Here is a 26,327-nt window from a genome sequence, read left to right on the forward strand (position 1 = left end):
GACTCCCGCGCCTCCCGCCTGCTAGCAGGCGCGCCTTGATGGCATACGAAGAGGCGCGGGGACACCAATGGCACGCAAGAAGGGTCGCGACATTTCCGGCTGGCTGATCGTCGACAAACCGGCGGGCATGACCTCGACCTCTGTGGTCAACAAGGTCCGCTGGGCGCTGGCGGCGAAAAAGGCGGGCCACGCCGGCACGCTCGACCCCGAGGCGACCGGCGTGCTGGCCGTGGCGCTCGGCGAGGCGACCAAGACCGTGCCCTATATCACCGACGCGATGAAGGCCTACCGCTTCATCGTGCGCCTGGGGCAGGCCACCAATACCGACGATGCCGAGGGCGAGATCCAGCGCGAGAGCGCCGAGCGCCCCTCGGACGACGAGATCAAGGAAGCGCTGCACCAGTTCGTCGGCGACATCCAGCAGGTGCCGCCGCAGTTCTCGGCGGTGAAGGTGGATGGCGAACGCGCCTACAAGCGGGCGCGGGACGGCGAGGAGATGGAGCTTTCGGCCCGTCCGCTCTTCGTGGAATCGCTGATCATGCTCGAGCGTGTCGATGCCGACCACGTCGAGCTGGAGATGGTCTGCGGCAAGGGCGGCTACGTGCGCTCGATCGCCCGCGATCTCGGCGAGGCGCTCGGCTGTTTCGGACACGTGCTGCGCCTGCGCCGGGTCTGGTCCGGGCCGTTCGAGGCCTCGGACGGGATCAGCGTCGAGCAGATCGACGCGCTGGCGAAGACCCCCGAGCTCGACGAGAAGCTGCTGCCGCTGCAAGTGGGTCTTGCCGATCTGCCCGAGCTGCGCTGCACGCCCGAGGGTGCGGCGCGGCTGCGCAATGGCAACCCCGGCATGGTGATTCCCGGCGAGGCCGAATACGGCGACGAGGCCTGGGCGTCCTTCGAGGGCAAGCCGGTGGCGGTGGGCATCTTCAAGGCCGGCGAGCTGCACCCGAGCCGGGTGTTCAACCTCGGCTGAGGCTCAGCCCAGCATTTTCAGCCAGCGCCGCAGCGCGCCCAGCGACTCGGGCTCGTCGAGGAACGGGACGTGGCCGCGGCCGGGGATCTCGGCGGCGATCATGTCCGGTCGGCGCCGCTGCATCTCGGCGAAGGTCTCGGCGGTGAGCAGCGTCGAGCCACCGCCCCGCAGGGCGCAGAGCGGCAGCCCCTTGAAGGCATCGAAGAGCGGCCAGAGGTCCGGCGCGGGCTGCGCGCCCGCCTCGAGCACCGCGTCGCGCAGGCGCGGATCGTACTGGATGCGCAGCCCTTCGGGCGTTTCGCGGTAGAACTTCGTCACCTCTTCCATCCAGCGCCCCGGCGGCACGTCCTTGAAGGCGGTCATGCCCATGGCCATCTTCTCGGCGGCCTCTGCATGGGTTTGCCAAGCCGGGTTCCGGCCGATGTAATCCTTGATGACCGCAAGCCCTTCGCCTCCGATCTCGGGGCCGATGTCGTTGAGCGCGACGCCGAGCAACCGCTCCTTCACCGTCGCCGCCAGCACCATGGCGATCAGCCCGCCGCGCGAGGTGCCGAGCACCGCCACCTGCTTCAGCCCGAGGTGGTCCATCAACTCGACCGCGTCGCGGCCCTCGATGGGAATGGTGTAGCTGGTGTGATCGGTCCAGTCGGACTGGCCGCGGCCCCGGTAATCCATGCGGATCAGCCGCACCTTCGCGGGGTCGAGATGGGGCGCAAGATAGTCGAAATCGCGCCCGTCGCGGGTGAGGCCGGCGAGGCAGAGCAGCGGGATGCCGTGGCCCTCGTCGGTGTAATGGATCGACAGGCCGTCGGAAGTGGTGAACTCGGGCATCAGAGAAGCTCCGGGATTGTGGTCAGGTCGTTCAGCACGTGCTGCGGTCGGCCGGGCAGGCGGTCGATGGGCTCACCGGCGCGGTTGACCCAGGCGGTGCGAAAGCCGTAAGCCGCCGCGCTGCCCGCGTCCCAGCCGTTGGAGGAAACGAAAAGCACCTCTCCCGGTTCCTTCCCGAAGCGCTGACCCACGAGGTCGTAGACCGCGCGGGCAGGCTTGAAGACGCCGACCTCCTCGACCGAGAGCACGGCGTCGAGGTAGCTTTCAATCCCGGCACTGGCGACCGCGCCCTCGAGCATGTCCGGACTGCCGTTGGAAAGGATGGCGCAGTTCAGTCCCTGCGCCTTCAGTGTCGCGAGGAGTTTGGGCACCTCGGGGTAGGCCGAGAGCTCCCAGTAGAGGCCGAGCAGGGTTTCGCGCAGCTCGGGGTCGGTCAGGCCATGGCGCTCCATCGCCCAGTCGAGCCCGTCCTGCGTCACCTGCCAGAAGCTGCAGTGATCGCCGGTCACCGCGCGCAGCCAGCTGTATTCCAGCTGCTTGCGCCGCCAGTCGGCGGAGAGGGCCGGCCAGACTTTGGCCAGCGCCTGCTGCCCGGGCGCTTCGGCGGCGCGGCGCGCGGCAGCAGAGACGTCGAAGAGCGTGCCGTAGGCGTCAAAGACGCAGGTGGCGATCTGGCCGGCTTGGGTCATGGGGCGAACTGTCCTCCTCGCGATCCGGCGCAGGGTGGCACGGGCCGGGGCGGGTCGAAAGAGTGAATTTGCCAAGGTTTGGAGGGGCAGGGCGCCGTGCCCGGGCCTCGCCCGGACATCCTCTTTGCAATCCCGGGCGTGGATGCTTAGGTTGGAGGGGAGAGCAAACGAGCACCCGCCGCGACAGGTGGCCTCGTCCCATCCACAGAACTTTCCCAAAAGATCGGAGACTCCCATGACGCAGGTCAAGACCGGCGACACCGTTCGTATTCATTACACTGGCACCCTGAACGACGGCACCACCTTTGATTCCAGCGCAGGCCGCGACCCGCTGGAATTCCAGGTCGGCTCGGGCCAGATCATCCCCGGCCTCGACAAGGCGATGCCGGGCATGGCGGTCGGCGAGAAGAAGACCGTGGAAGTGCCCGCCGAAGAGGCCTATGGCCCGGTCCACGCCGAGGCACGCCAGGCCGTGCCGCGTGCCGACATCCCCGAGGACATCCCGCTCGATCTGGGCACCCCGCTGCAGATGCAGACCCCCACCGGCCAGGTGGTGCAGGTGACCGTGGTCGAGGTGAATGACACCGAGGTCACGCTCGACGCCAATCACCCGCTGGCGGGCAAGGATCTGACCTTTGCCATCGAGCTGGTAGAGATCGCCTGATCGGCGCTGATCGCCCGGGGCTGCGGCTCTGGCGAACATGAGAGCGGCGCGGGGATGATCCGCGCCGCTTTTTCCTTTGCCATTCGGCGCGCGGGCTTACCCGAGCGTCAGGATGGTCTGGCCAGTGGTCTTGCGCGCCTCGAGCGCGCGGTGGGCCTCGGCGACATCTTCCAGCGCGAAACGCTGGCCAATGCGGATGTTCACCGCGCCCGAGGCGACCTTGTCGAAGAGCATCGCCGCCATTTCCTGGCAGGCTGCCGGGTCGGCGATATGGGCAAAGAGCGTCGGGCGGGTGACCTTCAGCGAGCCCTTCTGCGCCAGCAGACCGAGGTTGAATGCCTCTACCGGGCCCGAAGCATTGCCGAAGGAAATCATCATCCCCAGCGGCTTGAGGCAGTCGAGCGAGCCCATGAAGGTGGATTTGCCGATCGAATCCATCACCACGTCGACACCCTTGCCATCGGTCAGCTCGCGGGTGCGCTGGGTGAAATCCTCGGTGTTGTAGTTGATGCAGGCGTCGGCACCGTGGTCGAGCGCCAGCTGGCATTTCTCGTCCGAACCGGCGGTGCCGATCAGGCGGATGCCCTCGGATTTCGCCCATTGGCAGGCGATGAGGCCGACGCCCCCCGCCGCGGCGTGGAACAGGACCGTGTCGCCCTTCTTCAGCGGCGTCGTGCGGTGGAAGAGGAACTGGACGGTCATGCCCTTCAGCATCATCGCCGCGCCTTCCTCGAAGGAGATGTTCTCAGGCAGCTTGCAGACCTGCGCGGCGGGCATCACGCGCACCTCTGTGTATGCGCCGGCGGGCATCGCGGCATAGGCGGCGCGGTCGCCAGGGGCGAGATGGGTGACGCCTTCGCCGACGGCCTCGATCACGCCCGCGGCCTCCATGCCGAGCGCGTGGGGCAGCTCGAGCGGGTAGAGACCCGAGCGCTGGTAGCAGTCGATGAAGTTGAGACCGCAGGCCTTGTGGCGGATGCGGATCTCGCCCGGGCCGGGCTCACCAACCGGCAAGTCGACCAGCTTGAGTGCTTCGGGGCCTCCGGTTTGCTCGATGATGACGGTGCGGGCTGTCTCGGCCATGGTCCTGTGCTCCTATCTGACGTTTGGGCCAGACCCTGCGACAAGGCGCGGACAGGGGCAAGGGGGCATGGCCCAGGGGTGCGCGCGTCTCATCGACGTGATTCACCGAGAGCGTGTTTCGTGCTAGGCTGTAGAGATACGCGCGGCCGGCCCGTCTGGTCATCGGCGCGTGCCAGGACCAGACCCGCGATTGGCGCTGCGCAGGACGCCAAGGGAGGAGGCTCATGGCACAGACACCTCATACGATCGGAAACCCGCTAAGCTGGGCGGCGCAACGGCTCTCGGCGGCGGGCGCGCATGTCTCGGCCGCCACGCGCGAGCTCGGGACGGATCACGCCCATACGCCGCGCCGCGTGCGGACCATGGCAATGTCGGACATTTCGGAATCGCTGCGCGCCGGCTGGGAGGACTTCAAGGCCTGTCGCAGCGACGTGCTGTTCATCGTGCTCATCTACCCCGTGATGGGGCTGTTGCTGATGGGCATGGCCTTTCACCAGGCGCTCCTGCCGCTGATCTTTCCCATGGCGGCGGGCTTTGCGCTCCTCGGGCCGATGGCGGCGGTCGGGCTCTACGAGATGAGCCGCAGGCGCGAGATGGGGCTTGAGGCAAGCTGGCGCGATGCCTTCGCGGTGCTGAGCTCGCCCGCCTTCGGGGCGATGCTGGTGATGGGGCTCTATCTCATCGCGCTGTTCTGCGCCTGGATGCTGACGGCGCATTTCATCCACCAGGTGACCATGGGGCCGGCGCAGTACGAGAGCTTCGGCGCCTTTCTCGATCAGGTGTTCGGCACCCCGGGCGGCTGGTGGATGATCTTGCTCGGCTGCGGTGTGGGCTTCGTCTTCGCCCTGGCGGCGCTGGCGGTTTCGGTGATCTCTTTCCCGCTGCTGCTGCACCGGCACGTGGGCGCGCCGGTGGCAGTGATGACCTCGGTTCGGGTGCTGCGGAAAAACCCGAAGGTGGTGCTGAGCTGGGGCGCGCTGGTCGCGGTTCTGCTGGTGCTGGGATCGCTGCCCCTGCTGCTGGGGCTGATGCTGGTCCTGCCGCTGCTCGGCCACGCGAGCTGGCACTTCTACCGCCGCGCGGTGGCTTGAGGGATCGGCTCGGCAGGCGGGCTGCCGAGCCGGGATCGTCGGTCAGGCGACCCTGAGGACGATTTTGCCGATATGTGTCGAGCCTTCCATGCGGGCATGCGCCTCGGAAGCCTGATCCAGGGCGAAGTCCGAGTCCATCACCGGGCCCACGCGGCCCGCCTCGATCAGCGGCCAGACGTGTTCGCGCAGGGACGCGGCGATCCGCGCCTTGGCGAGATCGCTTTGCGGGCGCAGGGTCGACCCGGTGATCGTCAGGCGCCGGGCCATCACCTGCGCGAAGTTCAGCTCGGCCTTTGGCCCTTGCAGGAAGGCGATCTGCACCAGACGCCCGTCGTCGGCCAGCGCCTTGACGTTGCGCGGGATGTAGTCGCCGCCGACCATGTCGAGGATCAGGTTCGCCCCGCCGATGCCGCGCATCACCTCGACGAAGTCCTCGTCGCGGTAGTTGATCGCGCGCTCGGCGCCGAGTTTCTCGCAGGCGGCGCATTTGTCTGCCGAGCCGGCGGTGGCGAAGACCCGCGCGCCGAGCGCGCTGGCAAGCTGGATCGCCGTGGTGCCGATGCCCGAAGAGCCGCCATGCACAAGGAAGCGCTCGCCCGCCTGCAGCCCGCCGCGCTGGAAGACGTTGCTCCAGACGGTGAAGAAGGTCTCGGGCAGGCAGGCCGCTTCGCGCAGCCCCATTCCGGCGGGAACGGGCAGGCAATGCGCAGCAGGCGTGGCGACATACTCGGCATAGCCGCCGCCGGGCAGCAGGGCGCAGACCTCATCGCCGACGGCGGGCCAGCTGACACCGGGGCCGGTGGCCACCACTTCACCCGAGCATTCGAGCCCGGGTAGGTCCGAGGCGCCGGGAGGCGGCGCGTAGCTGCCGGCGCGCTGCAGAGCATCGGGGCGGTTCACCCCGGCATGGGCGACGCGGATCACCACCTGCCCATGTCCAGGCTCGGGAACGGGGCGCTCGGTGAGGCGCAACACCTCGGGGCCGCCGGGCTGCGAGATCTCGACGGCGCGCATGGTCTTGGTCATTTGTCGTCCTGTCTTGCTGTCGTGCGGGAAGGGCAGGGGGCTCAGCGCGGCGCGGTCCAGCCGCCCGGCAGCCCGTGGCGCGGACTCTTCGGAGCGCGCAGCCTGCCGAGCATTTTTTCCGGTCCGGCCACCAGCATCTTTCCCAGCACCGGAGTGCCGCGCACCTTGGCCTTGGTCTTCTCGAAGCGCATCACGTCTTCGATTCGGCGATCGAGGAACTCCCATGTGGCGTGGTTTTCGAGCGAATCGTCGCCCAGCCAGTAGAGCACGGTCGAGGAGTAGACGGCGCTCAGCGTGGCGCGCTTGGTGTACCAGTTGAAATCGCGCGAGCTGTCGCCCAGTTCGGTCCAGATGCGGTCGGCGGTGCCCCAGATCAGCTTGGCACCATCGGCGGCGTACATCGGCAGCGCGAAAAGCGCGGTGCCGCGGCGCACCGCCTCGCGGTCGTCGACCGCCTCGATCCTACTGCGGACGGCCAGCGCGACGCGGTCGCGAAAGCGCATCTCGGACTGGTCGATTTCCTTGAGGCGCGCGGACATAGCCTCGTCGCCGCGGCGGTGGAAGGCGATCGCCATGTCCACCGCACCGCGCGGATAGAGCCCGCGCGCCACCACCGGGTCGATCCCGGCATCGCTCGCCGCCGCGCGGAAGGTCGTCTCGGACCAGCCGTCGAAGGCGACATGGTTCAGCGCCGCATCTAGCAGGCGCCCGGTAATTTCTTCACTCATGGGGCCTCTCCTTCGACTCAATGGGTAGGAGTCTAGACAAGATTGGCAACCCTTGCTATAGACCGGCTTCCTGCAATTTCCTTGCAACTCAAAACTAGAAAGGTGGTGAAAACCACATGCAGGTTAGTGTTCGCGACAACAACGTCGATCAGGCGCTCCGCGCCCTGAAGAAGAAGCTGCAGCGCGAAGGCGTGTTCCGTGAAATGAAGCTTCGGCAGCATTTCGAGAAACCGTCCGAGAAGAAGGCTCGCGAGAAAGCCGAGGCCGTCCGCCGCGCCCGCAAGCTGGCGCGCAAGAAGGCTCAGCGCGAAGGTCTCCTCTGAGTTTACGCTCGTGAGATCTATCTCGTGAGGTCAGGCAGCTGACCTTCCGACACGAAGAAGTTGACGACCCCCGGGGCTCTGCCTTTCGGGGGTTTGTCGTTTCTTGGGGGGGCGGGGAGCCGCTGAGAGGCTTACGCGCGGTGCAATAGAAAAACCCCGGGTGCGAAGCCCGGGGTTTTCTTTTGTCGGCGCCATGAGGCGCCTGTCAGCTCGGCCCGATCATGAAGCAGGTGACCTGCCGAGCCTGCAGCCGGCGGCAGGCGAGATCGGCGGTCTCGCGGGTCAGGCCCATGAAGTTCGCATCGAAGCCGCCCGAGCGGTCGACGACCTTGCGCAGCGAGCCGTCCAGCGTGGCGGTCTCCATCAGCGCGGTCTGCAGCAGCACCTTCTCGGCGGCGTAGCGGCTGGGGTAGCGGCCGACGTTGATGCCCCAGTGACGCCCGCCCGAGGTCGACACCCGGGTGACCACTTCCTGTGCCTCCGGCTCGGCGGAGGCGACGGCGACGGCCGCGGGTTCGGGCGCGGCAACAACCGGGGCCGAAGTCTGGGCGGGGGCGCTGACCAGAGCCATCGCCTGCGGTCGGCGCACCGGCTTGATCGAGGAATCGGGTGCAATTCCGGTGTCGCCCTCGGCAACCACCATCGCTTCGGCGACCGTTGCAATGTCGATCGGCTCGGGGGCCTCGGAGACGGCGGGGGCGACGGCGGCCACCTGCACCGATTCCAGCACGCTGTTGATGTCATCCTCGACGCCGGCGACCAGAGGTGCCACGTCGGAGCTGGTCACACCGGGGCGGATCTGCGGGCGCAGGCTCTTGGTGACGGCGGCGGCGGCGACGCGGATCGACTTGCCGCGCAGGCCTGAATCATTCGACTCGGCGCTGGCCACGAGCATCTCGGCCCCGCCGCCGACGCGGCCCATGTAGGGCGGCTTGGCCGGACGGCGCAGCGCGACATTGGTCGCGGCACGCTTGAAGCCGAGATCCAGCAGCTCGGCGCTCTTGGCGTTGCGCGCGGCGGTGGAGGTGCCGCCGAAGACCACCGAGATGATCCGCTCGCGGCCGCGCTCGGCGGAGGCGACGAGGTTGAAGCCCGCGGCGCGGGTATAACCGGTCTTGATCCCGTCAGCGCCCTTGTAGGCGGCGAGAAAGCGGCGGTTGGTATTGGCCACTTCGCGCATGCCGGCGTCGGTCGTACGGCGCGAGAAAAGGTTATAATAGCCGGGATAATCGTAGAGAATGTGCCGGCCCAGGATGCCCATGTCGTGGGCGGTCGACAGGTGGCCCTCGGAGGTGAGGCCGTTGGCGTTCTTGAAGGTGGTGCGGGTCATCCCCAGCGCCTTTGCCGTGCGGTTCATGCGGCGGGCAAAGGCGGCTTCGGAGCCTTCGATGGCCTCGCCGATGGCAGTGGCGGCGTCATTTGCGGATTTGACGGCGGCGGCGCGCACGAGATAGCGCAGCGCGATCTTCTGGCCCGAGCGCAGGCCCAGCTTCGAGGGCGGCTCTGCGGCGGCGTTCTTCGAGATGGTCACCATCGTGTCCATCGTGATCTCGCCATGCTCGACCGCCTCGAAGGCGATGTAGAGCGTCATCATCTTGGTCAGCGATGCCGGGTGGAGTCGGGTCTCGGCGTTCTCGGAAAACAGGATCTCGCCCGACCGGGCGTCCATCACGAGGGCAGCGTAGGGGGCAGCCCAAGCGCCCACTGGCCCCACGAGGGCAAGCCAAATGAATGTGAGAATATACAGGCCTGCTCGGCCCGGTCGCTGCCTGCGCCGTCCCGTCACGGTTCTCGCCTTCTCTGCCTCTCGCCTCCGGTTTTCCGGTGGCCAACTGTTCTAGTTTGCGAAAACGCTACCACGCGATCCAAAAAAAATAAAGTCTGCAATGCCTTGATTTTCTGTTGTTTTCTGGATCGTGATTTCCCTCATTTTGTGGGAATTCGCGCGATTCACCACTATATGAGCGATTGCGGCGCGAATGCGGCGGGGGCTTCCACGTCGGCCGCGACCTGGGGTCAGTCGAGCGAGTCCACAAGCTGGGCGAGTGCGCCGAGGTCGGGAATCTCGCGGAACCTCGGGTGGTCGAGCTTTTCGTCGTGTTCGAGGCTCCAGGCCAGATCCTGCGGCACGAAGACCCCCCAGCCGCCGGCTCGGATCGCCGGGTTGACGTCGGACTTCAGCGAATTGCCGACCATCATCGACGCCTCGGCCCCGCCGGGGCTGGCGCCGAAGATGCGGGCGTAGGTCTGTGGCTGCTTGTCCGAGACGATCTCGACCGCGTCGAAGAGCTCGCCCAGACCCGAAGCCGCCAGCTTACGCTCCTGATGCAGCAGGTCGCCCTTGGTGATCAGCACGAGGTGGTGTTCGGCCGCCAGGGCTTCGACCGCGTCCTTGGCGTGCGGCAGCAGCTCGACGGGGTGGGCGAGCATGTCCCGCCCGGCCTCGAGGATCTTGCCGATGGTCGTGCCGGGCACGCGGCCATCGGTGACCTCGATGGCCGTCTCGATCATCGACAGCACGAACCCCTTCACGCCAAACCCGTAGTGGCCGATATTGCGTTTCTCTGCGGCGAGCAGGCGGGCATCGAGATGCGCGCGCTCGGAGTGATCGGCGAGCAATTCGGCGAATCGCTCCTGCGTCAGGGTGAAGAACCGCTCGTTGTGCCAAAGCGTATCGTCCGCATCGAAGCCGATTGTTTGCAGTTTCCGGGCCATATTGTCGCCTCTTCCCGCCGCGGGTCTTTCCTCTGCGGCTCCTTGGAATTATATAGACCCTTCAAAGCCGGAACCGCAAAGCACACGCAAAGCAAAAGCGTCCCCGAGATGATCCAGTCCGTCACGGCACAGAAACTCCGTATGTCCGACCCGAACGACCCCCGCGATGGCGAGGGCGATGCCGGTGTCGTGCTGCAGACCAAGCCCAAGACGAAACGCCCGCCGCTCTACAAGGTGCTGCTGCTGAACGACGACTACACGCCGATGGAATTCGTCGTGCATGTGCTCGAGCGTTTCTTCGGCATGACCCATGCGCAGGCTTTCGAAGTGATGCTCACCGTCCACAAGAAGGGGGTCGCGGTGGTTGGCGTATTCAGCCACGAGATCGCCGAGACCAAGGTGGGCCAGGTCATGGATTTTGCCCGGCGTCACCAGCATCCGCTGCAATGCACCATGGAAAAGGAGTGATCCGCCCTCCGCGGCGGTTCTGCCATGTCTGATACCCGATTGAGTTTCGCGCTCGAGGGAGGTCTCGACCTGCCCTCCGAGGGGCGCATCCTGCTGCTCGGCGCGCCGGGCGATTTGAACCTTGGCGACATCGACGCCGGCGATCTGCCGCGCGAGCGCTGCACCGTGGTTCAACGCCTGGCGCCCGACCACGCGGCCTGGGAGCGCCGCGGCTGGACTGTCGCGCTGGCCCCCGAAGGGGACTTCGCCGCTGCCATCGTCTTCCTGCCGCGCGCCCGCGACCGGGCCGAGGCCTGGATCGCCGAGGCCAACAAAGCCGCCAAGGGCGGTCTGGTCATCGTCGATGGCCAGAAGACCGACGGCATCGACGCCTGCCTCAAGGCGCTGCGCAAGCGCACCGACATCCTGGGGCAGGTCTCCAAGGCGCATGGCAAGACCATCTGGTTCGCCGCCACCGATGCCTTTGCCGAGTGGGCCAAGGGCCCGGCACAGCTGCCCGGCGGGCAGTGGACCGCGCCGGGGGTGTTCTCGGCCGATGGGCCGGACCCGGCCAGCGAGGCGCTGCTCGCGGCGCTGCCCGAGAAGCTCGGTGCCCATGTCGCCGATCTCGGCGCGGGCTGGGGCGGGCTCGCCAATGGCATCCTGCGCCGCGAGAAGATCGCCGCGCTGCACATGGTCGAGGCCGATCACGATGCGCTTGACTGCGCGCGCCGCAATGTCACCGACCCGCGGGCGCAGTTCCACTGGGCCAACGCGCTCGACTGGCGCCCGCCGGCGCTGCTCGACGCGGTGATCATGAACCCGCCCTTCCACACCGGGCGCAAGGCCGAACCCTCGCTCGGGCAGGCCTTCATCGACGCGGCCGCGCGGGTGTTGAAACCCTCGGGCCAGCTCTGGCTCGTTGCCAACCGGCACCTGCCCTACGAGACGCGGCTCGCCGAGCGCTTCCGCAACACCGAGGAAATCGCCGGAGATTCCCGGTTCAAGATCCTTCACGCCTCTCGCCCGGGGCGCTGATCGCGGCTAGCTTGGCGCAAACATTCAAGGGATTCCCATGAGTTTTTCCATCGAAGGCAAGACCGCCATCGTCACCGGCGCCGCCAATGGCGTGGGCCTCGCGATCGCGCGGCACTTTGCGGCACGTGGCGCCAACGTCATGTTCGCCGACATGGACGAGAACCGGCTGGCCAAGGAATGCGGGCAGGTCGATGAAGAGAGCACCATGCGCTATTTCGCCGGCGACCTGCGCGAGAAGCTGACGCTGGCCAACCTGCTCTCGGCCACGCTGGACGCCTATGACCGGGTCGATATCCTGGTGAACGGCGCGCGGCAAATCCTGCCGACCAACGTTCACGACTGCGAGGACGCCTCGCTCGAAACCATGATTGGCCAGAACTTGATGCCCGCGATGCGGCTGAGCCAGATCGTCGCCAAGCGCATGATCAAGCAGGCCGAGGGGCAGGACATCCGCTCCGCCGGCTCGATCATCAACATCTCGTCGATCGCCGCCGCGCGCACCAACCCGCACTTGCTGGGCTACTCGGTCTCGGTGGCGGCGCTCGACCAGCTGACCCGTTCCATGGCGGTGTCGCTGGCGGACCAGAAGATCCGGGTGAACTCGGTGGCCTTCGGCTCGCTGATGTCCTCGAGCCTCAAGAACATCCTCAAGGAGCACCCGGGCTACCGCGAGGAAATCGAGAAGCACACGCCCGCCGGGCGCATCGCCGGGCCGGACGAGGTCTGCGAGGCGGTGCAATTCCTTGCCTCCGAGGCTTCGGGCTTCATGACCGGCCAGATCATGACCGTGGACGGTGGCCGCACGCTGATCGACCCGGTCGGCACGCCGATGCACTGACCCGGGCCAGGGAGACACTGATGAGCGACGTATTCGACGAGCGCAAGGCGCGCGCCTCGACCTGGTTCCGTGCGCTGCGAGACGAGATCGTGGCCGCCTTCGAGGGGCTGGAGGACAGCCATTCCGAAGGACCGCTGTCCGAGCATACGGCGGGCCGATTCACCGTGACGCCGACCACCCGCACCGCCGACGACGGCAGCGACGCAGGGGGCGGGCTGATGAGCGTGATGCGCGGCGGCCGGGTGTTCGAGAAGGTCGGGGTGAACGTCTCGACCGTTTACGGCACGCTCGGCACGGCGGCGCAGAAGTCCATGGCGGCGCGCGGAGTGCCGGGGATCGAGGGCGATCCGCGCTTCTGGGCGTCGGGGATCAGCCTCGTGGCTCACATGCAGAACCCGCACGCACCGGCGGTGCACATGAACACCCGGATGTTCTGGACGCCGGGCGCCTGGTGGTTCGGCGGCGGCTCGGACCTCAACCCCTGCCTCGAGTACGCTGAGGACACGGCGCATTTCCACGCCACTCAGAAGGCATACCTCGATCCGCATGGCGAGACGCTCTATCCCGAACTCAAGGCTTGGGCAGACGAGTACTTCTACATCCCGCACCGCAAGCGCGCGCGCGGCGTCGGCGGCATCTTCATGGATGACCGAAACACGGGTGACTGGGAGGCGGATTTCGCGCTGACGCAGGACATCGGCCGGGCCTTCCTGCCGGCCTACCTGCCGCTGGTCGAAAAACGCCGGACCATGGACTTCGGCGAGGCTGAGAAAGACGCGCAACTGGTCCATCGCGGGCTCTATGCCGAGTACAACCTCGTCTACGACCGTGGCACGAAGTTCGGTCTTGCCACAGGGCATGATCCCGACGCGGTGCTGATGAGCCTGCCGCCGCTGGCGAAATGGGTCTGATCCCCGCCTGACATTCCGATACGCCCCGCCCGTTCCGGCGGGGCGTGGCTTTTCCGGCGGCAGCGGCGTGCACGAGGTGCATGTGCACTGGCGTGACCGGGCCAAACGCTGTATCGGGCAGGCCAACCCCTATAGGAGAGCACGAGATGGCCAAGACCTGGACCGCCTTCACCAAGCTGAGCGACAAGACCGCTGCCGAGGCCCTGGGCGAGGCGATCGAGGAGATCGATCCCGAGCCCATCGGCGTGGGCGTCTTCGAGATCGAGGACGGTTCGGGCACCTGGGAAATCGGGGGCTATTTCCTGGGCAAGCCGAACGAGGTGGAGCTGGCACTGCTTGCCGCCGCCTTCGACGCCGTGCCCTTCGTGATCTCGGAAGTGCCGGACCAGGACTGGGTCGACAAGGTGCGCCGCGAGCTGACCCCGGTCGAGGCCGGGCGTTTCTTCGTCTACGGCTCGCATGACGCCGACAAGATCCCCGAGGGCGCCGAGCCGCTGCTGATCGAGGCCGCGATGGCCTTTGGCACCGGCCACCACGGCACCACGCTGGGCTGTCTGCGGGCGCTCGATCGTCTGGCGAACGAGGGCATGGTCGGCCAGAACGTGGCGGATATCGGCTGCGGCACCGCGGTGCTCGGCATGGCCGCCGCGCGCATCTGGCCCAACCCGGTGATCGTGTCGGACATCGATGAAGTCGCCGTGGAAGTGGCCGAGGCGAATGTCCGGGCCAACAACCTGACCGACAAGGTGATCTGCGTCGAGGCGGCCGGGTTCGGCCACCCGGACCTTGCGGCCCGCGCGCCCTTCGATCTTGTTTTCGCCAATATCCTCAAGCAGCCGCTGATCGATTTGGCCCCTGATATGGCAGCACATCTCGCCCCGGGCGGCTATGCGATCCTGTCGGGCATCCTGATCCGCCAGGCCGATGAGGTCGTCGAGGCATATGCCGCGCAGGGCGTCGAGCTGGTGCGCCGGGACGAGATCGGCGAATGGGTCACGCTCACGCTGCGCAAGCCTTCGTGAACCAAACGCGGCATAATTGCCGCGTTATTGCCTAAATTTTGCCGTGCTTCCCGAGCAAATGCGTCCTGTATTTGTATGGTATCGAGGGGTTTCGCGGTATGGAAAGCGCTCTGAGAAGTTTCGAGCGTCGCCAGCGTGCTGTGACGCAAAAGCACCGCAAGCTGGCCCGGGGCTATGTCACCAGGCTCAACCGCAACGGCGTGATCGAGCACAAGCCGCTCCGCAAGGTCAAGCTGCCGCGGCTCGGCGGGCTGCTGATCGCGCTGATGTGCTTTCTGGTGTTCAAGGGCGCCATGCTCGCCAGCCTTGGCGTCGCGCATTACGGCGAACATGTCGCGCTGCTGCGCGACGGCAGCCTTGCCGACAAGCTGGGCGCCTGGGTGCTGGGCGTCGATCCGGTGACGCTGTGGATCGGTATGCTTCTTCAGGGGATCCTGGTCTGAGGGCGAAGGGGCCACGGCCCCGCCAGCTGCCCTCGACCGGGCAGATCTCTTTCGGACGGACATAAGAAAGGCCGCTGTCCCGAACAGGACAGCGGCCTTTATGCATGATCTCGGAAGAGATCAGCGGCGACGAGCGATCGCGGGGATGTCGGCGCGGGTGAGGCCGATATCGTCGAGTTCCCGGTCGGTCAGAGCCATCAGGCTCTTGCGGGTCAGACGGGCGTCATTCCACTCGGCAACCATGCCGAAGAGGGTAGCAAAGAGGCCGGCCGAACGGGGGGTCTCATCAGCGGCGACGGGCGCGAAGCCGGTGACGAAGACGTTGCCGATGCGACCTGCCAGACCAGCGGCGCCCGAAGCGTCGCGCGAGTAGTCATAAGCAGCCATGGGTCAGTGTCCTTGTCTCGAAGTTTTTAAAGTGCCTGAATTCTGAGCGGGAGATAGAGGCGCCGCGCATTTCTAACAACTGGTCAAAAATGCATGGGGGCTCTGCGGTTTTCACATAGCACTCAAATTGAGCAACAGCTTTGTAAAATAACCCAAAAACCAGGCGGTCCATGTCGCGCTTTGACTGTCAGATGTCGCGTTTGCTCTCCGGAGTCGCCGCTGCCGTGCTCGCACGGTCGCAGGCGGAGAAAAGCAGGGGGCCGAGGGCTTGGCGGATGTTCGCGTTTCGTGCTAGTTCGGACGCAGAAAAACAAGAACGGGCAGGCAAAAATGCGGGTGATCGGAATCGATCCCGGCCTCCGACACCTCGGTTGGGGGGTGATCGAGGCGGAGGGCAGCCGCTTGCGGCACGTTGCAAACGGCACGTGCGATTCGGGACAGGGGACGCTCGCCGCGCGGTTGCTCACCCTGCATGAACAGCTGACCGACGTTCTGCACCGCTGGCAGCCCGAGATCGCCGCGGTGGAACAGACCTTCGTCAACCGCGACGGGGCGGGCACGCTGAAGCTTGGTCAGGCCCGCGGCATCGCCATGCTGGTGCCGGCGCAATTCGGGCTCGAGATCGGCGAATATGCCCCCAACAAGGTCAAGAAGACGGTGGTCGGCGTCGGCCATGCGGAAAAGGCGCAGGTGGATCACATGGTGCGGATGCAACTGCCGGGCGTCGTCATAGACAGCCCCGACGCGGCGGATGCGCTGGCCATTGCGATATGTCATGCGCATCATCAGGGCGTGCAGAGAATGAAGGTGAAGGCATGATCGGACGGATCGCCGGACGGGTGGATTACAAGGGTGACGATCACGCGCTGATCGATGTGCGGGGCGTGGGCTACGTGGTCTATTGCTCCGAGCGGGTGCTCATGACGCTGGCCCCGGGCGAGGCGGCGGCGCTCTACACTGACCTTCTGGTGCGCGAGGATTTGCTGCAGCTCTACGGCTTTCCCTCGCTGGTGGAAAAGGAATGGTTCCGCCTGCTGATGTCGGTGCAGGGCGTGGGGGCCAAGGCCTCGCTTGCCATTCTGGGCACGCTGGGCCCGGACGGGGTGAGCCGCGCCATCGCGCTTGGCGACTGGAACGCGATCAAGGCCGCCAAGGGCATCGGCCCGAAGACCGCGCAGCGCGTGGTCAATGAGCTGAAGGACAAGGCGCCGATGGTCATGGCCATGGGCGCGGGGCAGGTGACCTCGGCCGAGGATGTGGTGATCGAGGATACGCCGGCAGCGACACCCGCGCCGGCGGCGCGCAAGACGCCTGCGGCCAAGCACAACGCCTCGGCGCAATCCGAGGCGCTCTCGGCGCTCGGCAACCTCGGCTACGGTCCGGGAGAGGCGGCCTCGGCGGTGGCGCAGGCGGCGGGTGAGGATCCAGAGGCCGAGACCCCGGCGCTGATCCGCGCCGCGCTGAAGCTGCTAGCGCCGAAGGGATAAATCATGGTCGGTTCCGATCCCACCCTGCGTCCCGAGCCGCTGCCCGAGGACGAGGGCCGCGCGCTGCGCCCGCAGATGCTCGGCGATTTCATCGGCCAGGCCGAGGCGCGCGCCAACCTGCGGGTGTTCATCCAGTCGGCCCGGTCGCGCGGCGAGGCGATGGACCACACGCTGTTCCACGGCCCGCCCGGCCTCGGCAAGACGACGCTGGCGCAGATCATGGCGCGCGAGCTGGGGGTCGGCTTTCGGATGACCTCAGGCCCGGTGCTGGCCAAGGCCGGGGATCTGGCGGCGATCCTGACCAACCTCGAGGCACGCGACGTGCTCTTCATCGACGAGATCCACCGGCTCAACCCGGCGGTCGAGGAGGTGCTCTACCCGGCGATGGAGGACTACGAGCTCGATCTGGTGATCGGCGAAGGGCCGGCTGCGCGCACCGTCCGCATCGAGCTGCAGCCCTTCACGCTGGTCGGCGCGACCACGCGGCTTGGCCTGCTGACAACGCCGCTGCGCGACCGCTTCGGCATTCCGACCCGGCTGCAGTTCTACACCGAGGACGAATTGCACGAAATTGTCAGCCGCAACGCCGTGAAGCTGGGGGTGCGGGCCGAGCCCGAGGGCGCGCGCGAGATCGCCCGCCGGGCGCGCGGCACGCCCCGCATTGCCGGGCGACTGCTGCGCCGGGTGGTGGATTTTGCCGTTGTCGAAGGCGGCGGCGTCGTCACCCGTGAGCTGGCCGATGGCGCGCTGACAAGGCTCGGGGTCGACCAGCTCGGGCTCGACGGGGCGGACCGGCGCTACCTGACCCTGATGGCCGAGAATTACTCCGGCGGGCCGGTGGGCATCGAGACGCTCTCGGCTGCGCTCTCGGAAAGCCGCGACGCGCTTGAGGAGGTGATCGAGCCCTACCTGCTGCAGCAGGGGCTGATCCAGCGCACCCCGCGCGGGCGGATGCTGGCGCAGCGGGCCTGGGATCACCTCGGCCTGCCGATGCCGCGCCCGCAGGGCCCGGGGCAGGGCACGCTCTTCGACGGCTGACGCGCCGCCGGGCTTGCGCGGGCGCGCCCGGCATGGCAGGTGGAGTGCCGCGTGGCGCGCGCCGCGCTTTGCGTATTTGCCGAAGAGAAGAAGGGGCGAGCCATGGACGCGGCCGAAGTCGAAGCGCTGTTTACCCGCGAGGACGGGTCCTATCTCTGTGCCCGCTGGGGGCGGCCCCTGGTGCCGGTGGTCTTCGGGGTGGAGGATGCGACGCTCTCGGTGGTCAAGGGGGCCTTCGAGGGGGTCTGCGCCATGGCGGGCCACAAGATGGCCGAGCATGACCCCGAGCTCGGCGCCAACGTCATGGTGTTTTTCTTCCGCGAGTGGGCCGAACTTCTGGAGTTGCCGGACCTCGGGCGGATGATCGACGGGCTGCCGGAGATGGTGGCGCGGCTGCAGGCCGGGGGCGCGAACCAGTACCGGGTGTTCCGCTTCGACAAGGACGGCGCGATCAAGGCGGCCTTCGTGTTCCTGCGCATGGACGAGAGCCTGTCGCAGATGCCTGCCGAGGACCTTGCGCTGGCGCAGGTGGCGCAGGTGATGCTCACATGGGGCAACGGGGCCTTTGCGTCGCGCTCGCCGCTGGGGCGATTGGAGGACGGGCGGGTGGTGCTGCGCCCGGAGATCGGCGCGCTGATCCGCGCGGCTTATGACCAAGTGATGCCGCCCGCTGGCCTGGACCCGAGCCACGCGCTGCGGCTAGCGGCGCGCATGGGGCTGAGCGGAGCCTCTGGCGTCTAGCCTGACACCCGCCGCGCGATCTCGCGCAGGTGGCGCAGGTCGGTGCCGCAACAGCCGCCCAGCACACGCAGCCGAGGGTGGCTGCGCTGCAGGTCGGCCAACTGGGTGCTCAGCTCTTCGGGGTCGCCGTCGTCGAGCGTGTCGCAGGCGTCGAGTTCGGCGTGGCTCTGGCGCGAGGCATTGGCGACGATACCCGCCAGATGCGACTCCCATTCGCCGCCGTCGAAGGCTTCGGCGATGTGGTCGGGATGGGCGCAATTCACCATGATCGCGGCAGGTTCGGCGGCGCCGGCGAGGCGCTGCACCGCCTCCGACAGCAGCGTGCCGTCGGCAAGCCGGCCATCGGTTTCAACGGTGAAGGCGATAAGCGCGGGGATGCCCGCCTCCTCGGCCGCTCTGGCAATGCCGATCGCCTCCCCAGCGGCGCCGAGAGTATAGGCGCTGACCATGTCGGCCCCGGCCTCGGCGGCGGCGCGGATCTGCGGGCCGTGGTAGGCGGCGGACGCCTCGGCGGCGGCCATGCCGGGCTGGTAGCCATCGCCCTGCGGGCCGATCTGCACGCTAATCCGGGTCGAGACGTCGAGGTGCCGCGCCGCCATCTCGCGCAGCAGCGCAACGGCCTCCTGCGTCACCCGGGCAAGGTCGTCGGCGGCGTAGCCGACGGGCGCGGCGCGGTCGGGGTTGGCCATCCAGGTCGGCATGTCGAGGATGATGCCAGCGCCGGTCTCGCGGCCGATGGAGATCAGCGCTTCGGCATAGCCGCGCAGCCGGGCGCGGCCCTCGGTGTCGTCGATCATCGGAAAGGCGGCGAAGTGCGGAAGATCGACGCCGTGGTTGAAGATCAGGTCGGTCTCCATCCCGGTCCAGGCGATCCATGTGCGGTCGGGGGTGAGTGCCATCGCGCAGGTCCTCCCTAAAGCCCGGGGCGATGGCACGAGTATAGCATGAAACGCGCGCGCCGCCTCGTCCCGAGTGCGCTGCGGCGGACGTGCAAAGGGCCGCCCCTGCGGACGGCCCTTCGGCTCGGTCTCGGCTCCGGGGCAGGGCCGGGGTCAGGCCCTGGCGCCGACCATGCCGACGATCTCGTAGGTCCGTTGCAGGATCGGATCGGCGATGGCGCGGGCGCGCTCGCTGCCGGCGGCGAGGATCGCATCGATCTGCGCCGGGTCCTGCATCAGCCGGGCCATCTCGGTGGAGATCGGCGCCAGCTTGTCGACCGCGAGATCGACCAGCATCGGCTTGAACTCCGAGAACTGCTTGCCGCCGGCCATGGCCAGCACCTCGTCGACGCTTTGCCCGGCGAGGGCGGCGTAGATGTTGACGAGGTTGCGCGCCTCGGGGCGGCCCTCGAGGCCCTTGGCCTCCGACGGCAGCCCGTCCGGGTCCGTCTTGGCCTTGCGGATCTTTTTGGCGATGGCGTCGGCGTCATCGGTCATGTTGATGCGCGAGGCGTCGGAGGGGTCGGACTTCGACATCTTTTTCGAGCCGTCGCGCAGGCTCATGACGCGGGTGGCCGCGCCCTCGATCACCGGCTCGGTCATCGGGAAGAAGTCTGTGCCGTAGTCGTGGTTGAACTTTGCCGCGATGTCGCGGGTCAGTTCGACGTGCTGCTTCTGGTCCTCGCCCACCGGCACGTGGGTTGCGTGGTAGAGCAGGATGTCGGCGGCCATCAGAGCGGGATAGGCGTAAAGGCCGAGCGAGGCCTTCTCGGCGTTCTTGCCGGCCTTGTCCTTGAACTGGGTCATCCGGTTCATCCAGCCAAGCCGGGCGACGCAGTTGAAGATCCAGCCGAGCTGGGCGTGGCCGGCGACCTGGCTCTGGTTGAAGAGGATCGACTTTTCCGGATCGAGGCCGGAGGCAAGGTAGCCGGCGGTCAGCTCGCGGGTCTGTCGGCGCAGCGCCTCGGGGTCCTGCCAGACGGTGATCGCATGCATGTCGACGACGCAGTAGATCGTTTCGACCCCGCTGTCCTGCATGTCGACGAAACGCTTGATCGCGCCAAGGTAGTTGCCCAGCGTCAGCCCGCCCGAGGGCTGGATGCCGGAAAACACGCGCGGCGTGAAAGCGGAATTGTTGTCGCCCGCCTCGGACATGGGCTTCCTCCGTCTGGATATTCGGTCCCGGCTGGCTTACCCATGGCCCGACATGCCGTCAAGAAAGAGGCCACCATGGCGCACAACCACAATGTCTCGCCGTTCAATTCGATGCCGCCCGCGATCGTGGCGCTCGCCGTGGTCATCGTCGGCGTCGAGGCGGCCTTCTCGCTGGGCGCACGCGGGCTTCTCGGGGGGCCGGGGGCGGTGGGCTGGCGGCTCGATGCGTTGCAGCGTTTCGCCTTCTCGAACGAGATCTGGCACTGGATGCTGTCGACCGGGCAGTTCCCGGCCCAGCACCTGCTGCGCTTCTTCAGCTACCCCTTCGTGCATGCCAGCTTCAGCCATGCGCTTTTTGCCGCGGTGATGCTGCTGGCGCTCGGCAAGATGGTCGGCGAGGCGCTGGGAACGCCGCGCACGCTGGCGATCCTCGCGGTCTCGTGCCTCGGCGGGGCGCTGGCCTATGGCTTCGTGAGCACGCCGATCCCGCTGATCGGGGCGTTCCCGCCGGTCTACGGCTTGATCGGAGGCTTCACCTACCTGCTCTGGCTGCGGCTCGGGCAGATGGGGGCGCAGCAGGCGCGGGCTTTCTCGTTGATCGGAATCCTTCTGGGGATCCAGCTGCTCTTCGGCCTGCTTTTTGGCGGCACGCTCGACTGGGTTGCGGACCTCGGCGGCTTCGCCTCGGGCTTCCTTCTGACCATGGTGCTGGTGCCCGGCGGCTGGGCACGTCTGCGTGAGCGGCTGCGCCAGCGGCGCTGACCCCGGCCTGATCAGAACATGTCGGCGGGCAGAATCGGCAGGGCACGCGAGAACTTGCGCCCGGCAGCCTGCGGATAGGGCAGGATGAACCCCTCGCGTTCCTCGGCCGGCTGCGCCGCGTTGCTGAGGGCCGCCTGACGCCAGGTGCGGGCGCTGACCGGGTCGTGGCCATCCAGGTGATCCCGCAGCCAGGTTTTTGCCAGCCGTCGCTGCAGGTCATGCACCGCGTCCGGCTTGCGGAAGAGCACCGAGGCCTCGGTGTCCCAGTGCAGGCTGCGCCCGTTGAGGTTTGCCGAGCCGACGAGCCCGACACGGTCATCGATGAGCATCACCTTCGAATGCACGTAGATCGGTCCCGAGCCGAGCAGGTCGGGAATCTCGTCAGGCGAATCCTCCTGCTGGCCCGGAGAGACGATGGCGGCACGGTCGCCGAAGGCGCGCTGGACTATGGTGACCGCCTCGGTCTGCAGCGCGTGGCCGTGCCGCGTGTCCCAGCCGTCGTTGCCCTCGTAGAGCACCCGGTCGGGGAAGGATGGCATGAGCAGCACCAGTTGCAACCCCGGGTTGCGCTCCGCCGCCTTGGCGAGCGCCTCGGCGACCGGGCGGTGGCGGAGGAACTGGGTCTCGATGTAGATGTGCCGCTGCGCCTCACCGATCAAGGCAAGCACCGCTTTCTCGTGCTCGATGATCGAGGGACGGGGGGAGAGCCGCGTGGCGCCCGGGCAGGGGGCGGAGAAGGTGCGCACGAGGCGCAGGTCCTCTGGCGCTTTCGCACGCTTGCTGGTGGGGCGGCGCTCGGCCTGCCCTGTCACGCCCGAGGTGCCGCAATCCAGTGCGGCGTTCCAGCAGTCGTCGAAATGACCACGGAGGGCGGTGGCGAAACCGGCGTCGTCCACTTGCATCGACACGTCGTGCCAAGTCTCGTCGGCGGGACGGTCGTGCTCGGGCGTGTCGAAACGGCGCTCGTTGATGTCGAGCCCTCCGATCACGCAGGCCTTGCTGTCTGCCACGGCGAACTTCTGGTGGATGGTCACTGGCCGGAGCAGGACCGCGCCCTTCAGAACCGTGCGCTGCACGGGTGTGAGACTTGTCTCATCCTCGCGGCGCAGCTCGGCGATGTAGCGTGCGATCTTGCCGCGCATCGCCCACCGCCAGAGCCAGCCGGCGTTCTGTCCGTGCGGCGCGCAGAGGAACTGCACGTCGCCAGACATCCGTTCTGCGAACACCATGGCCGAGCGCCAAGCGCCCCGGTGCAGCGACGAAGTGAAGACCGGGTCGAAGTCAGAGATGATCATCCGCACCGTCACGCCGCGCCGGGCCACGTCGGCCAGAAGGTCGGCCCAGTTCTCCAGCCCTTGCTCACGCAGCTCGGGGCTGCGCAGCTTGGTGCGTGGGTCGAGGATGCGGAAGCTCATCACCAGCTCGTGCTGCGCCGCATGGCAAAGCCGTTCGAGGGCGGGAAAACCCTCGGCAGCGGTGATCAGCGATGTCAGCGTCATATGTCAGCCCTTGCGGCGAAATGCGGTTCTGAACTCGGACAGGCGGAAGGCCCCCACGGTCTGGCCGGCGATGCCATAGGAAACGATGCCGACGCCGATCAGACCGACGAGCGCGAGGCTCCGCCAGTAGCTTCTCTCCAGCAACGGGCCGAGCAGCAACATGGTTCCCCAGAGAATTGCGCCCATGATCACCGAGGCAAGGCAGATGCGCAGGATGCGCTGGCGGAAGCGGCTGTCGAAGCGGGCCACCTCGCCGAGCTTGCGCCCGCCCCAGGCAAGCTGCGCGACCATTGTCCAGGCGGCAACCGTGGTTGCGATGGCGGGGGCGTACCAGCCCAGCACCGGCGCGAGACCGATGGCGAGCACTGCGTTCACCGCCATGCACCAGAGTGCGTAGCGGAACGGCGTGCGGGTGTCCTCGCGGGCAAAGAAAAGCGGCTGCAGCACTTTTTGCAGCACGAAGGCCGGCAGGCCGAGCCCGTAGATCGCCACGGCAAAGGCAATGGCCTGCGCGTCGGCGACAGAGGTGGCGCCGCGTTGGAACAGCACAGAGACAATCGGGAAGGGTACCACAACCAGCGCCACGGCGGCGGGCACCGTCAGCGCCAGCGACAGCTCGCCGGCGCGGGAAAAGGCGTGGCGTGCGCCCGCATCGTCCTGCGCTTTGAGCCGCCGCGAGAGGTCCGGCAGCAGCACGATCCCCACGGCGATGCCGACGACGCCGAGCGGCAGCTGGTAGAGCCGGTCGGCGGCGTAGAGCCAGCCAACCGCCTTTTCGAAGGTCGAGGCGACCTGTTGGCCGACCAGCAGGTTGACCTGCATCACCCCGCCCGCCAGCGCCGCCGGAATGGCGACGCGCAAGAGCCGCTTCATGTCCTTGGTCCAGACCGGGCGGCCGGGGCGCAGGCGGATGCCGGCGCGCTCGGCAGCGACCCAGACCAGCACCAGCTGGGCCACGCCCGCGAAGGGGATGGCCCAGACAAGCCATTCAATTATCTCACCTCCCATGGCCCTGCCGGTGACCATGGCGATAATCACGAAGATGTTGAGCAGCACCGGTGCGGCGGCGGCGGCGGCGAAGTGGCCGGTGGCGTTCAGCGCGCCCGAGAAGAGCGCGGCGAGCGAGATGAAGAAGATATAGGGAAAGACGATGCGCCCATAGCCGATGGTGAGGTCGAAGCGCGCGTCCCCCGCGAAGCCCCCGGCGGTGGCCCAGACCAGCGCCGGCATGAAGATCAGCGCCAGTGCCGAGAGCACCAGCAGCACGAAGGCCAGACCGTTCATCGCATCGCTGCCGAATTTGAGCGGGTTCTCTTCGCCCTCGTACTTTTTTGAAAAGATTGGGACAAATGCCGCGTTGAAAGCGCCTTCGGCAAAGAAGCGGCGGAACATGTTGGGCAGGCGGAAGGCGGCCACGAAGGCATCCATCACCGGACCCGGGCCGATGTAGGCGAGGATGAAGATCTCGCGTGCGACGCCGAGGACGCGGCTTGCGAGAGTCCAGAATCCGACCGTGAGAATGCCCGAGATCAGGCGGATGGGTTTCATGCTGCTGCTGCCTCTGCGCGTCTTCTTGTGCGCCAGAGGTAGACTATCGAAGGAGGCCGAGGAAGGGGGCACATCCCCTGCACATTTCGTGCATACGCGGGGGGGTGCTGGTTGCGCGGGCGGCCGGAGGCGGCGTCGGGCGGGGATGCGGATTGTCGGCTGGGCAAAAGTGCAGTTGAATTCTCTGCGCCCTCGCCGCAAGGCTGCGGGGCCGACGCCGCGTCAGCACCGGGCCGGCAAGTCGAGAGAAAGCCGTCATGTCCTTTATCTACTTCATCAACGGTCTGGTCTGCGTGTTCTTTGCGCTGCTGATGGCGCTGGTGGCGCTGCTTTTCCCGGGGACCGGCGCGACCTTCGGCCTGTCGGCGGCGCTTGTGGGTATGGTTGGCGGCGGGGTGAGCCTGTCCACATGGTCCGACTTCCACGAGCAGAACCGTCTGCTGACCTTCCTGCTGACCTCCTCGGTCTGGGTGACCGCAGCCGTCGCCGGGGCGGTGCCGCTCTGGATGTGGGGGATGACCCCGGTGGACGCGGTCTTCGAGGCCATGTCCGGCATCACTACAACCGGTTCGACGGTGATGAGCGGGCTCGATGAGACGCCGCGCGGGGTGATCCTCTGGCGGGCGCTGCTGCAGGGGGTTGGCGGCGTCGGCTTCATCGTCACCGGCATCGCCATGCTGCCGCTGCTGCAGGTCGGCGGCATGCAGCTTTTCCGCACCGAGAGTTCGGACAAGGGCGACAAAGAGCTCAAGAACGCGGCCGCCTTCGCCTCGGCCACGCTGAGAATCTACCTCGGGCTCATGGCGCTCTGCGCCTTCGTGTACCTGATCGGCGGGATGAGCGTCTTTGATGCGATCACCCATGCGATGACCACGCTCTCGACTGGCGGCTACTCGGGCTACGACGCCTCGTTTGGGCATTTCACCAGCCCGTTCCTGCAATGGGCCTGCACGGTTTTCATGCTGCTCGGCGCGCTGCCCTTTGCCTGGTACCTGCGGATCGTGCTGCGCGGGGTGATCCGCAGCGAGCAGGTGGCGGCGATGGTCAAATCGCTGATCGCGGTGATCACCGTGCTGACCGTCTGGCTCGTGGTCGACGAGGGCATGGCGCCCTTCGAGGCTGCCACGGCGGTGGCCTTCAACGTGGTCTCGGTGGTGACGACCACCGGTTACGCAACCACCGACTACACGCTCTGGGGGCCGTTTGCCGCCGTCGCCTTCTTCCTGCTCACCGCCGTCGGGGGCTGCACCGGCTCGACGGCGGGCGGTGCCAAGGCGATGCGCTGGCTGCTCTTTGCCCGCGCGCTCAAGGCCAAGATGCAGACCATCCGTGCGCCCCACTCGGTCACCGCGATCCGCTACGAGGGGGCGCGGGTCGACGAGGACGTGATGAAGGGGGTGATCAGCTTCATGATGTTCTACGGGCTGACCTTCGGTGGCTTCACCATCGTGCTCGACTTCTTCGGGTTGGATTTCGAGACCTCGGCCAGCGGCGCGCTGACCGCGTTGGCCAATGTCGGTCCGGGGGTGGGGCCGATCATCGGCCCGGCCGGCAATTTCGCCAGCATGAGCGATCCGGTGAAGCTGGTGCTCGCCTTTGCCATGTATCTCGGGCGGCTGGAAATGATCACCGTCTACGTGCTGCTGACACCGCTGTTCTGGCGCGAGGTCGGCGATTTGCGACGGGGCTGAGTCCAGCCCAAGCGGCGGCGGGGCGGTGGACCGGGGGCGGCGCCGCAAGGGTGACGGCGCGGGCGCAGGGCCGATCGCCTGACGCAAGGGCAAAGAAAAAGGCGCGGAGGGGTCTCCGCGCCTTTGGTCGTGTCGGATCAGGCCGAGGCGTGGGCCTTGCTCCGCGCGTTGCCGCCACCCCCGCTGCGGCGGCCACGGCCCCCGCGCGGGCGGCGGGCACCGCTGGGTTTGCCGGCGCTGCCCCCGGGCTTGCCGCCCA

Annotated in this window: 28 protein-coding genes; 16 read left to right on the forward strand and 12 right to left on the reverse strand. The window is 67.3% G+C overall.

The genetic code is table 11. From position 1 onward, the window contains the following. Positions 1 to 67: 67 nt before the first annotated feature. Complete coding sequence (gene truB, locus G0Q01_RS10510; protein WP_164194544.1) at positions 68 to 973, forward strand: tRNA pseudouridine(55) synthase TruB; 906 nt, start codon at positions 68 to 70, stop codon at positions 971 to 973. Positions 974 to 976: 3 nt separating this feature from the next. Here truB and G0Q01_RS10515 read toward each other — a convergent pair whose 3' ends face one another. After that, positions 977 to 1,804: an alpha/beta fold hydrolase gene (locus G0Q01_RS10515; RefSeq protein WP_164194547.1), complete on the reverse strand. Its 828-nt coding sequence runs from the start codon at positions 1,802 to 1,804 to the stop codon at positions 977 to 979. Next, a complete protein-coding gene (locus G0Q01_RS10520) occupies positions 1,804 to 2,493 on the reverse strand; it encodes a haloacid dehalogenase type II (RefSeq protein WP_164194551.1) in 690 nt (229 codons plus the stop codon). The genes G0Q01_RS10515 and G0Q01_RS10520 overlap by 1 nt, the downstream gene beginning before the upstream one ends. Before the next feature lie 235 nt (positions 2,494 to 2,728). Between G0Q01_RS10520 and G0Q01_RS10525 the strand changes: the two genes are divergently transcribed. Beyond that, positions 2,729 to 3,157: a peptidylprolyl isomerase gene (locus G0Q01_RS10525; RefSeq protein WP_108967080.1), complete on the forward strand. Its 429-nt coding sequence runs from the start codon at positions 2,729 to 2,731 to the stop codon at positions 3,155 to 3,157. Positions 3,158 to 3,253: 96 nt separating this feature from the next. On the opposite strand, the gene G0Q01_RS10530 is transcribed toward G0Q01_RS10525, so the two are convergent. Next, positions 3,254 to 4,240 carry a quinone oxidoreductase gene (locus G0Q01_RS10530; protein WP_164194553.1) on the reverse strand — a complete coding sequence of 329 codons (987 nt, stop codon included), beginning with the start codon at positions 4,238 to 4,240 and terminating at the stop codon, positions 3,254 to 3,256. Between the two features lie 224 nt (positions 4,241 to 4,464). On the opposite strand from G0Q01_RS10530, the gene G0Q01_RS10535 reads away from it, so the two are divergent. Next, a complete protein-coding gene (locus tag G0Q01_RS10535; RefSeq protein WP_164194557.1) occupies positions 4,465 to 5,331 on the forward strand; it encodes a DUF2189 domain-containing protein in 867 nt (288 codons plus the stop codon). 42 nt (positions 5,332 to 5,373) lie between these two features. Here the strand turns inward: G0Q01_RS10535 and G0Q01_RS10540 are convergent, their stop codons facing one another. Beyond that, a complete protein-coding gene (locus G0Q01_RS10540; RefSeq protein WP_164194561.1) occupies positions 5,374 to 6,357 on the reverse strand; it encodes an NAD(P)H-quinone oxidoreductase in 984 nt (327 codons plus the stop codon). A 41-nt stretch (positions 6,358 to 6,398) separates the two neighbouring features. Beyond that, the gene (locus G0Q01_RS10545; protein WP_164194564.1) at positions 6,399 to 7,085 is read right to left on the reverse strand and encodes a COQ9 family protein; all 687 of its coding nucleotides are present in this window, start codon (positions 7,083 to 7,085) and stop codon (positions 6,399 to 6,401) included. A gap of 116 nt (positions 7,086 to 7,201) precedes the next feature. Here G0Q01_RS10545 and rpsU point away from each other — a divergent pair, with 116 nt between their 5' ends. After that, positions 7,202 to 7,408 carry a 30S ribosomal protein S21 gene (rpsU, locus tag G0Q01_RS10550; protein WP_008885097.1) on the forward strand — a complete coding sequence of 69 codons (207 nt, stop codon included), beginning with the start codon at positions 7,202 to 7,204 and terminating at the stop codon, positions 7,406 to 7,408. Between the two features lie 205 nt (positions 7,409 to 7,613). On the opposite strand, the gene G0Q01_RS10555 is transcribed toward rpsU, so the two are convergent. Then, on the reverse strand, positions 7,614 to 9,077 hold the full coding sequence (locus G0Q01_RS10555) for a D-alanyl-D-alanine carboxypeptidase family protein (RefSeq protein ID WP_203594974.1): 1,464 nt from the start codon (positions 9,075 to 9,077) through the stop codon (positions 7,614 to 7,616). Between the two features lie 347 nt (positions 9,078 to 9,424). Further along, positions 9,425 to 10,123 carry an HAD family hydrolase gene (locus tag G0Q01_RS10560; protein ID WP_164194572.1) on the reverse strand — a complete coding sequence of 233 codons (699 nt, stop codon included), beginning with the start codon at positions 10,121 to 10,123 and terminating at the stop codon, positions 9,425 to 9,427. Between the two features lie 141 nt (positions 10,124 to 10,264). On the opposite strand from G0Q01_RS10560, the gene clpS reads away from it, so the two are divergent. The 6 genes from clpS to G0Q01_RS10590 all read left to right on the forward strand — a co-directional run bounded on the left by clpS (position 10,265) and on the right by G0Q01_RS10590 (position 14,822). After that, positions 10,265 to 10,591, forward strand: coding sequence for an ATP-dependent Clp protease adapter ClpS (gene clpS / locus G0Q01_RS10565; protein ID WP_176476647.1), 327 nt, complete (start codon positions 10,265 to 10,267; stop codon positions 10,589 to 10,591). A gap of 24 nt (positions 10,592 to 10,615) precedes the next feature. Further along, the gene (locus G0Q01_RS10570; RefSeq protein WP_164194576.1) at positions 10,616 to 11,608 is read left to right on the forward strand and encodes a class I SAM-dependent methyltransferase; all 993 of its coding nucleotides are present in this window, start codon (positions 10,616 to 10,618) and stop codon (positions 11,606 to 11,608) included. A gap of 37 nt (positions 11,609 to 11,645) precedes the next feature. Then, positions 11,646 to 12,446, forward strand: coding sequence for an SDR family NAD(P)-dependent oxidoreductase (locus G0Q01_RS10575; RefSeq protein WP_108967067.1), 801 nt, complete (start codon positions 11,646 to 11,648; stop codon positions 12,444 to 12,446). Between the two features lie 20 nt (positions 12,447 to 12,466). Next, complete coding sequence (gene hemF / locus G0Q01_RS10580; protein WP_164194579.1) at positions 12,467 to 13,357, forward strand: oxygen-dependent coproporphyrinogen oxidase; 891 nt, start codon at positions 12,467 to 12,469, stop codon at positions 13,355 to 13,357. Positions 13,358 to 13,503: 146 nt separating this feature from the next. Beyond that, positions 13,504 to 14,379, forward strand: coding sequence for a 50S ribosomal protein L11 methyltransferase (locus G0Q01_RS10585; protein WP_164194583.1), 876 nt, complete (start codon positions 13,504 to 13,506; stop codon positions 14,377 to 14,379). Positions 14,380 to 14,477: 98 nt separating this feature from the next. Next, positions 14,478 to 14,822: a hypothetical protein gene (locus tag G0Q01_RS10590; protein WP_164194587.1), complete on the forward strand. Its 345-nt coding sequence runs from the start codon at positions 14,478 to 14,480 to the stop codon at positions 14,820 to 14,822. A gap of 120 nt (positions 14,823 to 14,942) precedes the next feature. Here G0Q01_RS10590 and G0Q01_RS10595 read toward each other — a convergent pair whose 3' ends face one another. Further along, entirely contained in the window at positions 14,943 to 15,209 is a 267-nt protein-coding gene (locus G0Q01_RS10595) for a DUF1127 domain-containing protein (RefSeq protein WP_108967058.1), read from the reverse strand. 330 nt (positions 15,210 to 15,539) lie between these two features. Between G0Q01_RS10595 and ruvC the strand changes: the two genes are divergently transcribed. The 4 genes from ruvC to G0Q01_RS10615 all read left to right on the forward strand — a co-directional run bounded on the left by ruvC (position 15,540) and on the right by G0Q01_RS10615 (position 18,475). Continuing rightward, positions 15,540 to 16,028 (forward strand): crossover junction endodeoxyribonuclease RuvC, encoded by a 489-nt coding sequence (gene ruvC, locus G0Q01_RS10600; protein ID WP_108967056.1) that lies wholly within the window; start codon positions 15,540 to 15,542, stop codon positions 16,026 to 16,028. Then, positions 16,025 to 16,696: a Holliday junction branch migration protein RuvA gene (gene ruvA, locus G0Q01_RS10605; RefSeq protein ID WP_164194595.1), complete on the forward strand. Its 672-nt coding sequence runs from the start codon at positions 16,025 to 16,027 to the stop codon at positions 16,694 to 16,696. The genes ruvC and ruvA overlap by 4 nt, the downstream gene beginning before the upstream one ends. 3 nt (positions 16,697 to 16,699) lie before the next feature. After that, entirely contained in the window at positions 16,700 to 17,734 is a 1,035-nt protein-coding gene (ruvB, locus tag G0Q01_RS10610) for a Holliday junction branch migration DNA helicase RuvB (protein ID WP_108967051.1), read from the forward strand. A 102-nt stretch (positions 17,735 to 17,836) separates the two neighbouring features. Beyond that, positions 17,837 to 18,475, forward strand: coding sequence for a hypothetical protein (locus G0Q01_RS10615; protein ID WP_164194600.1), 639 nt, complete (start codon positions 17,837 to 17,839; stop codon positions 18,473 to 18,475). Here the strand turns inward: G0Q01_RS10615 and G0Q01_RS10620 are convergent. Both G0Q01_RS10620 and trpS read right to left on the reverse strand, forming a co-directional pair. Further along, a complete protein-coding gene (locus G0Q01_RS10620; protein ID WP_164213324.1) occupies positions 18,472 to 19,374 on the reverse strand; it encodes a homocysteine S-methyltransferase family protein in 903 nt (300 codons plus the stop codon). The two genes, G0Q01_RS10615 and G0Q01_RS10620, sit on opposite strands and share 4 nt — an antisense overlap. A gap of 153 nt (positions 19,375 to 19,527) precedes the next feature. Continuing rightward, positions 19,528 to 20,568, reverse strand: coding sequence for a tryptophan--tRNA ligase (trpS, locus tag G0Q01_RS10625; protein ID WP_164194606.1), 1,041 nt, complete (start codon positions 20,566 to 20,568; stop codon positions 19,528 to 19,530). A 75-nt stretch (positions 20,569 to 20,643) separates the two neighbouring features. Between trpS and G0Q01_RS10630 the strand changes: the two genes are divergently transcribed. Beyond that, a complete protein-coding gene (locus tag G0Q01_RS10630; RefSeq protein WP_108967043.1) occupies positions 20,644 to 21,330 on the forward strand; it encodes a rhomboid family intramembrane serine protease in 687 nt (228 codons plus the stop codon). An 11-nt stretch (positions 21,331 to 21,341) separates the two neighbouring features. Here the strand turns inward: G0Q01_RS10630 and G0Q01_RS10635 are convergent, their stop codons facing one another. After that, positions 21,342 to 22,829, reverse strand: a complete 1,488-nt coding sequence (locus G0Q01_RS10635; RefSeq protein WP_164213325.1) for a phospholipase D family protein — start codon at positions 22,827 to 22,829, stop codon at positions 21,342 to 21,344. 3 nt (positions 22,830 to 22,832) lie between these two features. Continuing rightward, complete coding sequence (murJ, locus tag G0Q01_RS10640; RefSeq protein ID WP_164194613.1) at positions 22,833 to 24,377, reverse strand: murein biosynthesis integral membrane protein MurJ; 1,545 nt, start codon at positions 24,375 to 24,377, stop codon at positions 22,833 to 22,835. A gap of 257 nt (positions 24,378 to 24,634) precedes the next feature. Between murJ and G0Q01_RS10645 the strand changes: the two genes are divergently transcribed. Beyond that, positions 24,635 to 26,068, forward strand: coding sequence for a TrkH family potassium uptake protein (locus tag G0Q01_RS10645; RefSeq protein WP_164194617.1), 1,434 nt, complete (start codon positions 24,635 to 24,637; stop codon positions 26,066 to 26,068). Positions 26,069 to 26,327 lie beyond the last annotated feature (259 nt).

This window comes from Salipiger sp. PrR007 (assembly GCF_010499845.1).
Taxonomy (GTDB): domain Bacteria; phylum Pseudomonadota; class Alphaproteobacteria; order Rhodobacterales; family Rhodobacteraceae; genus Salipiger; species Salipiger pacificus_A.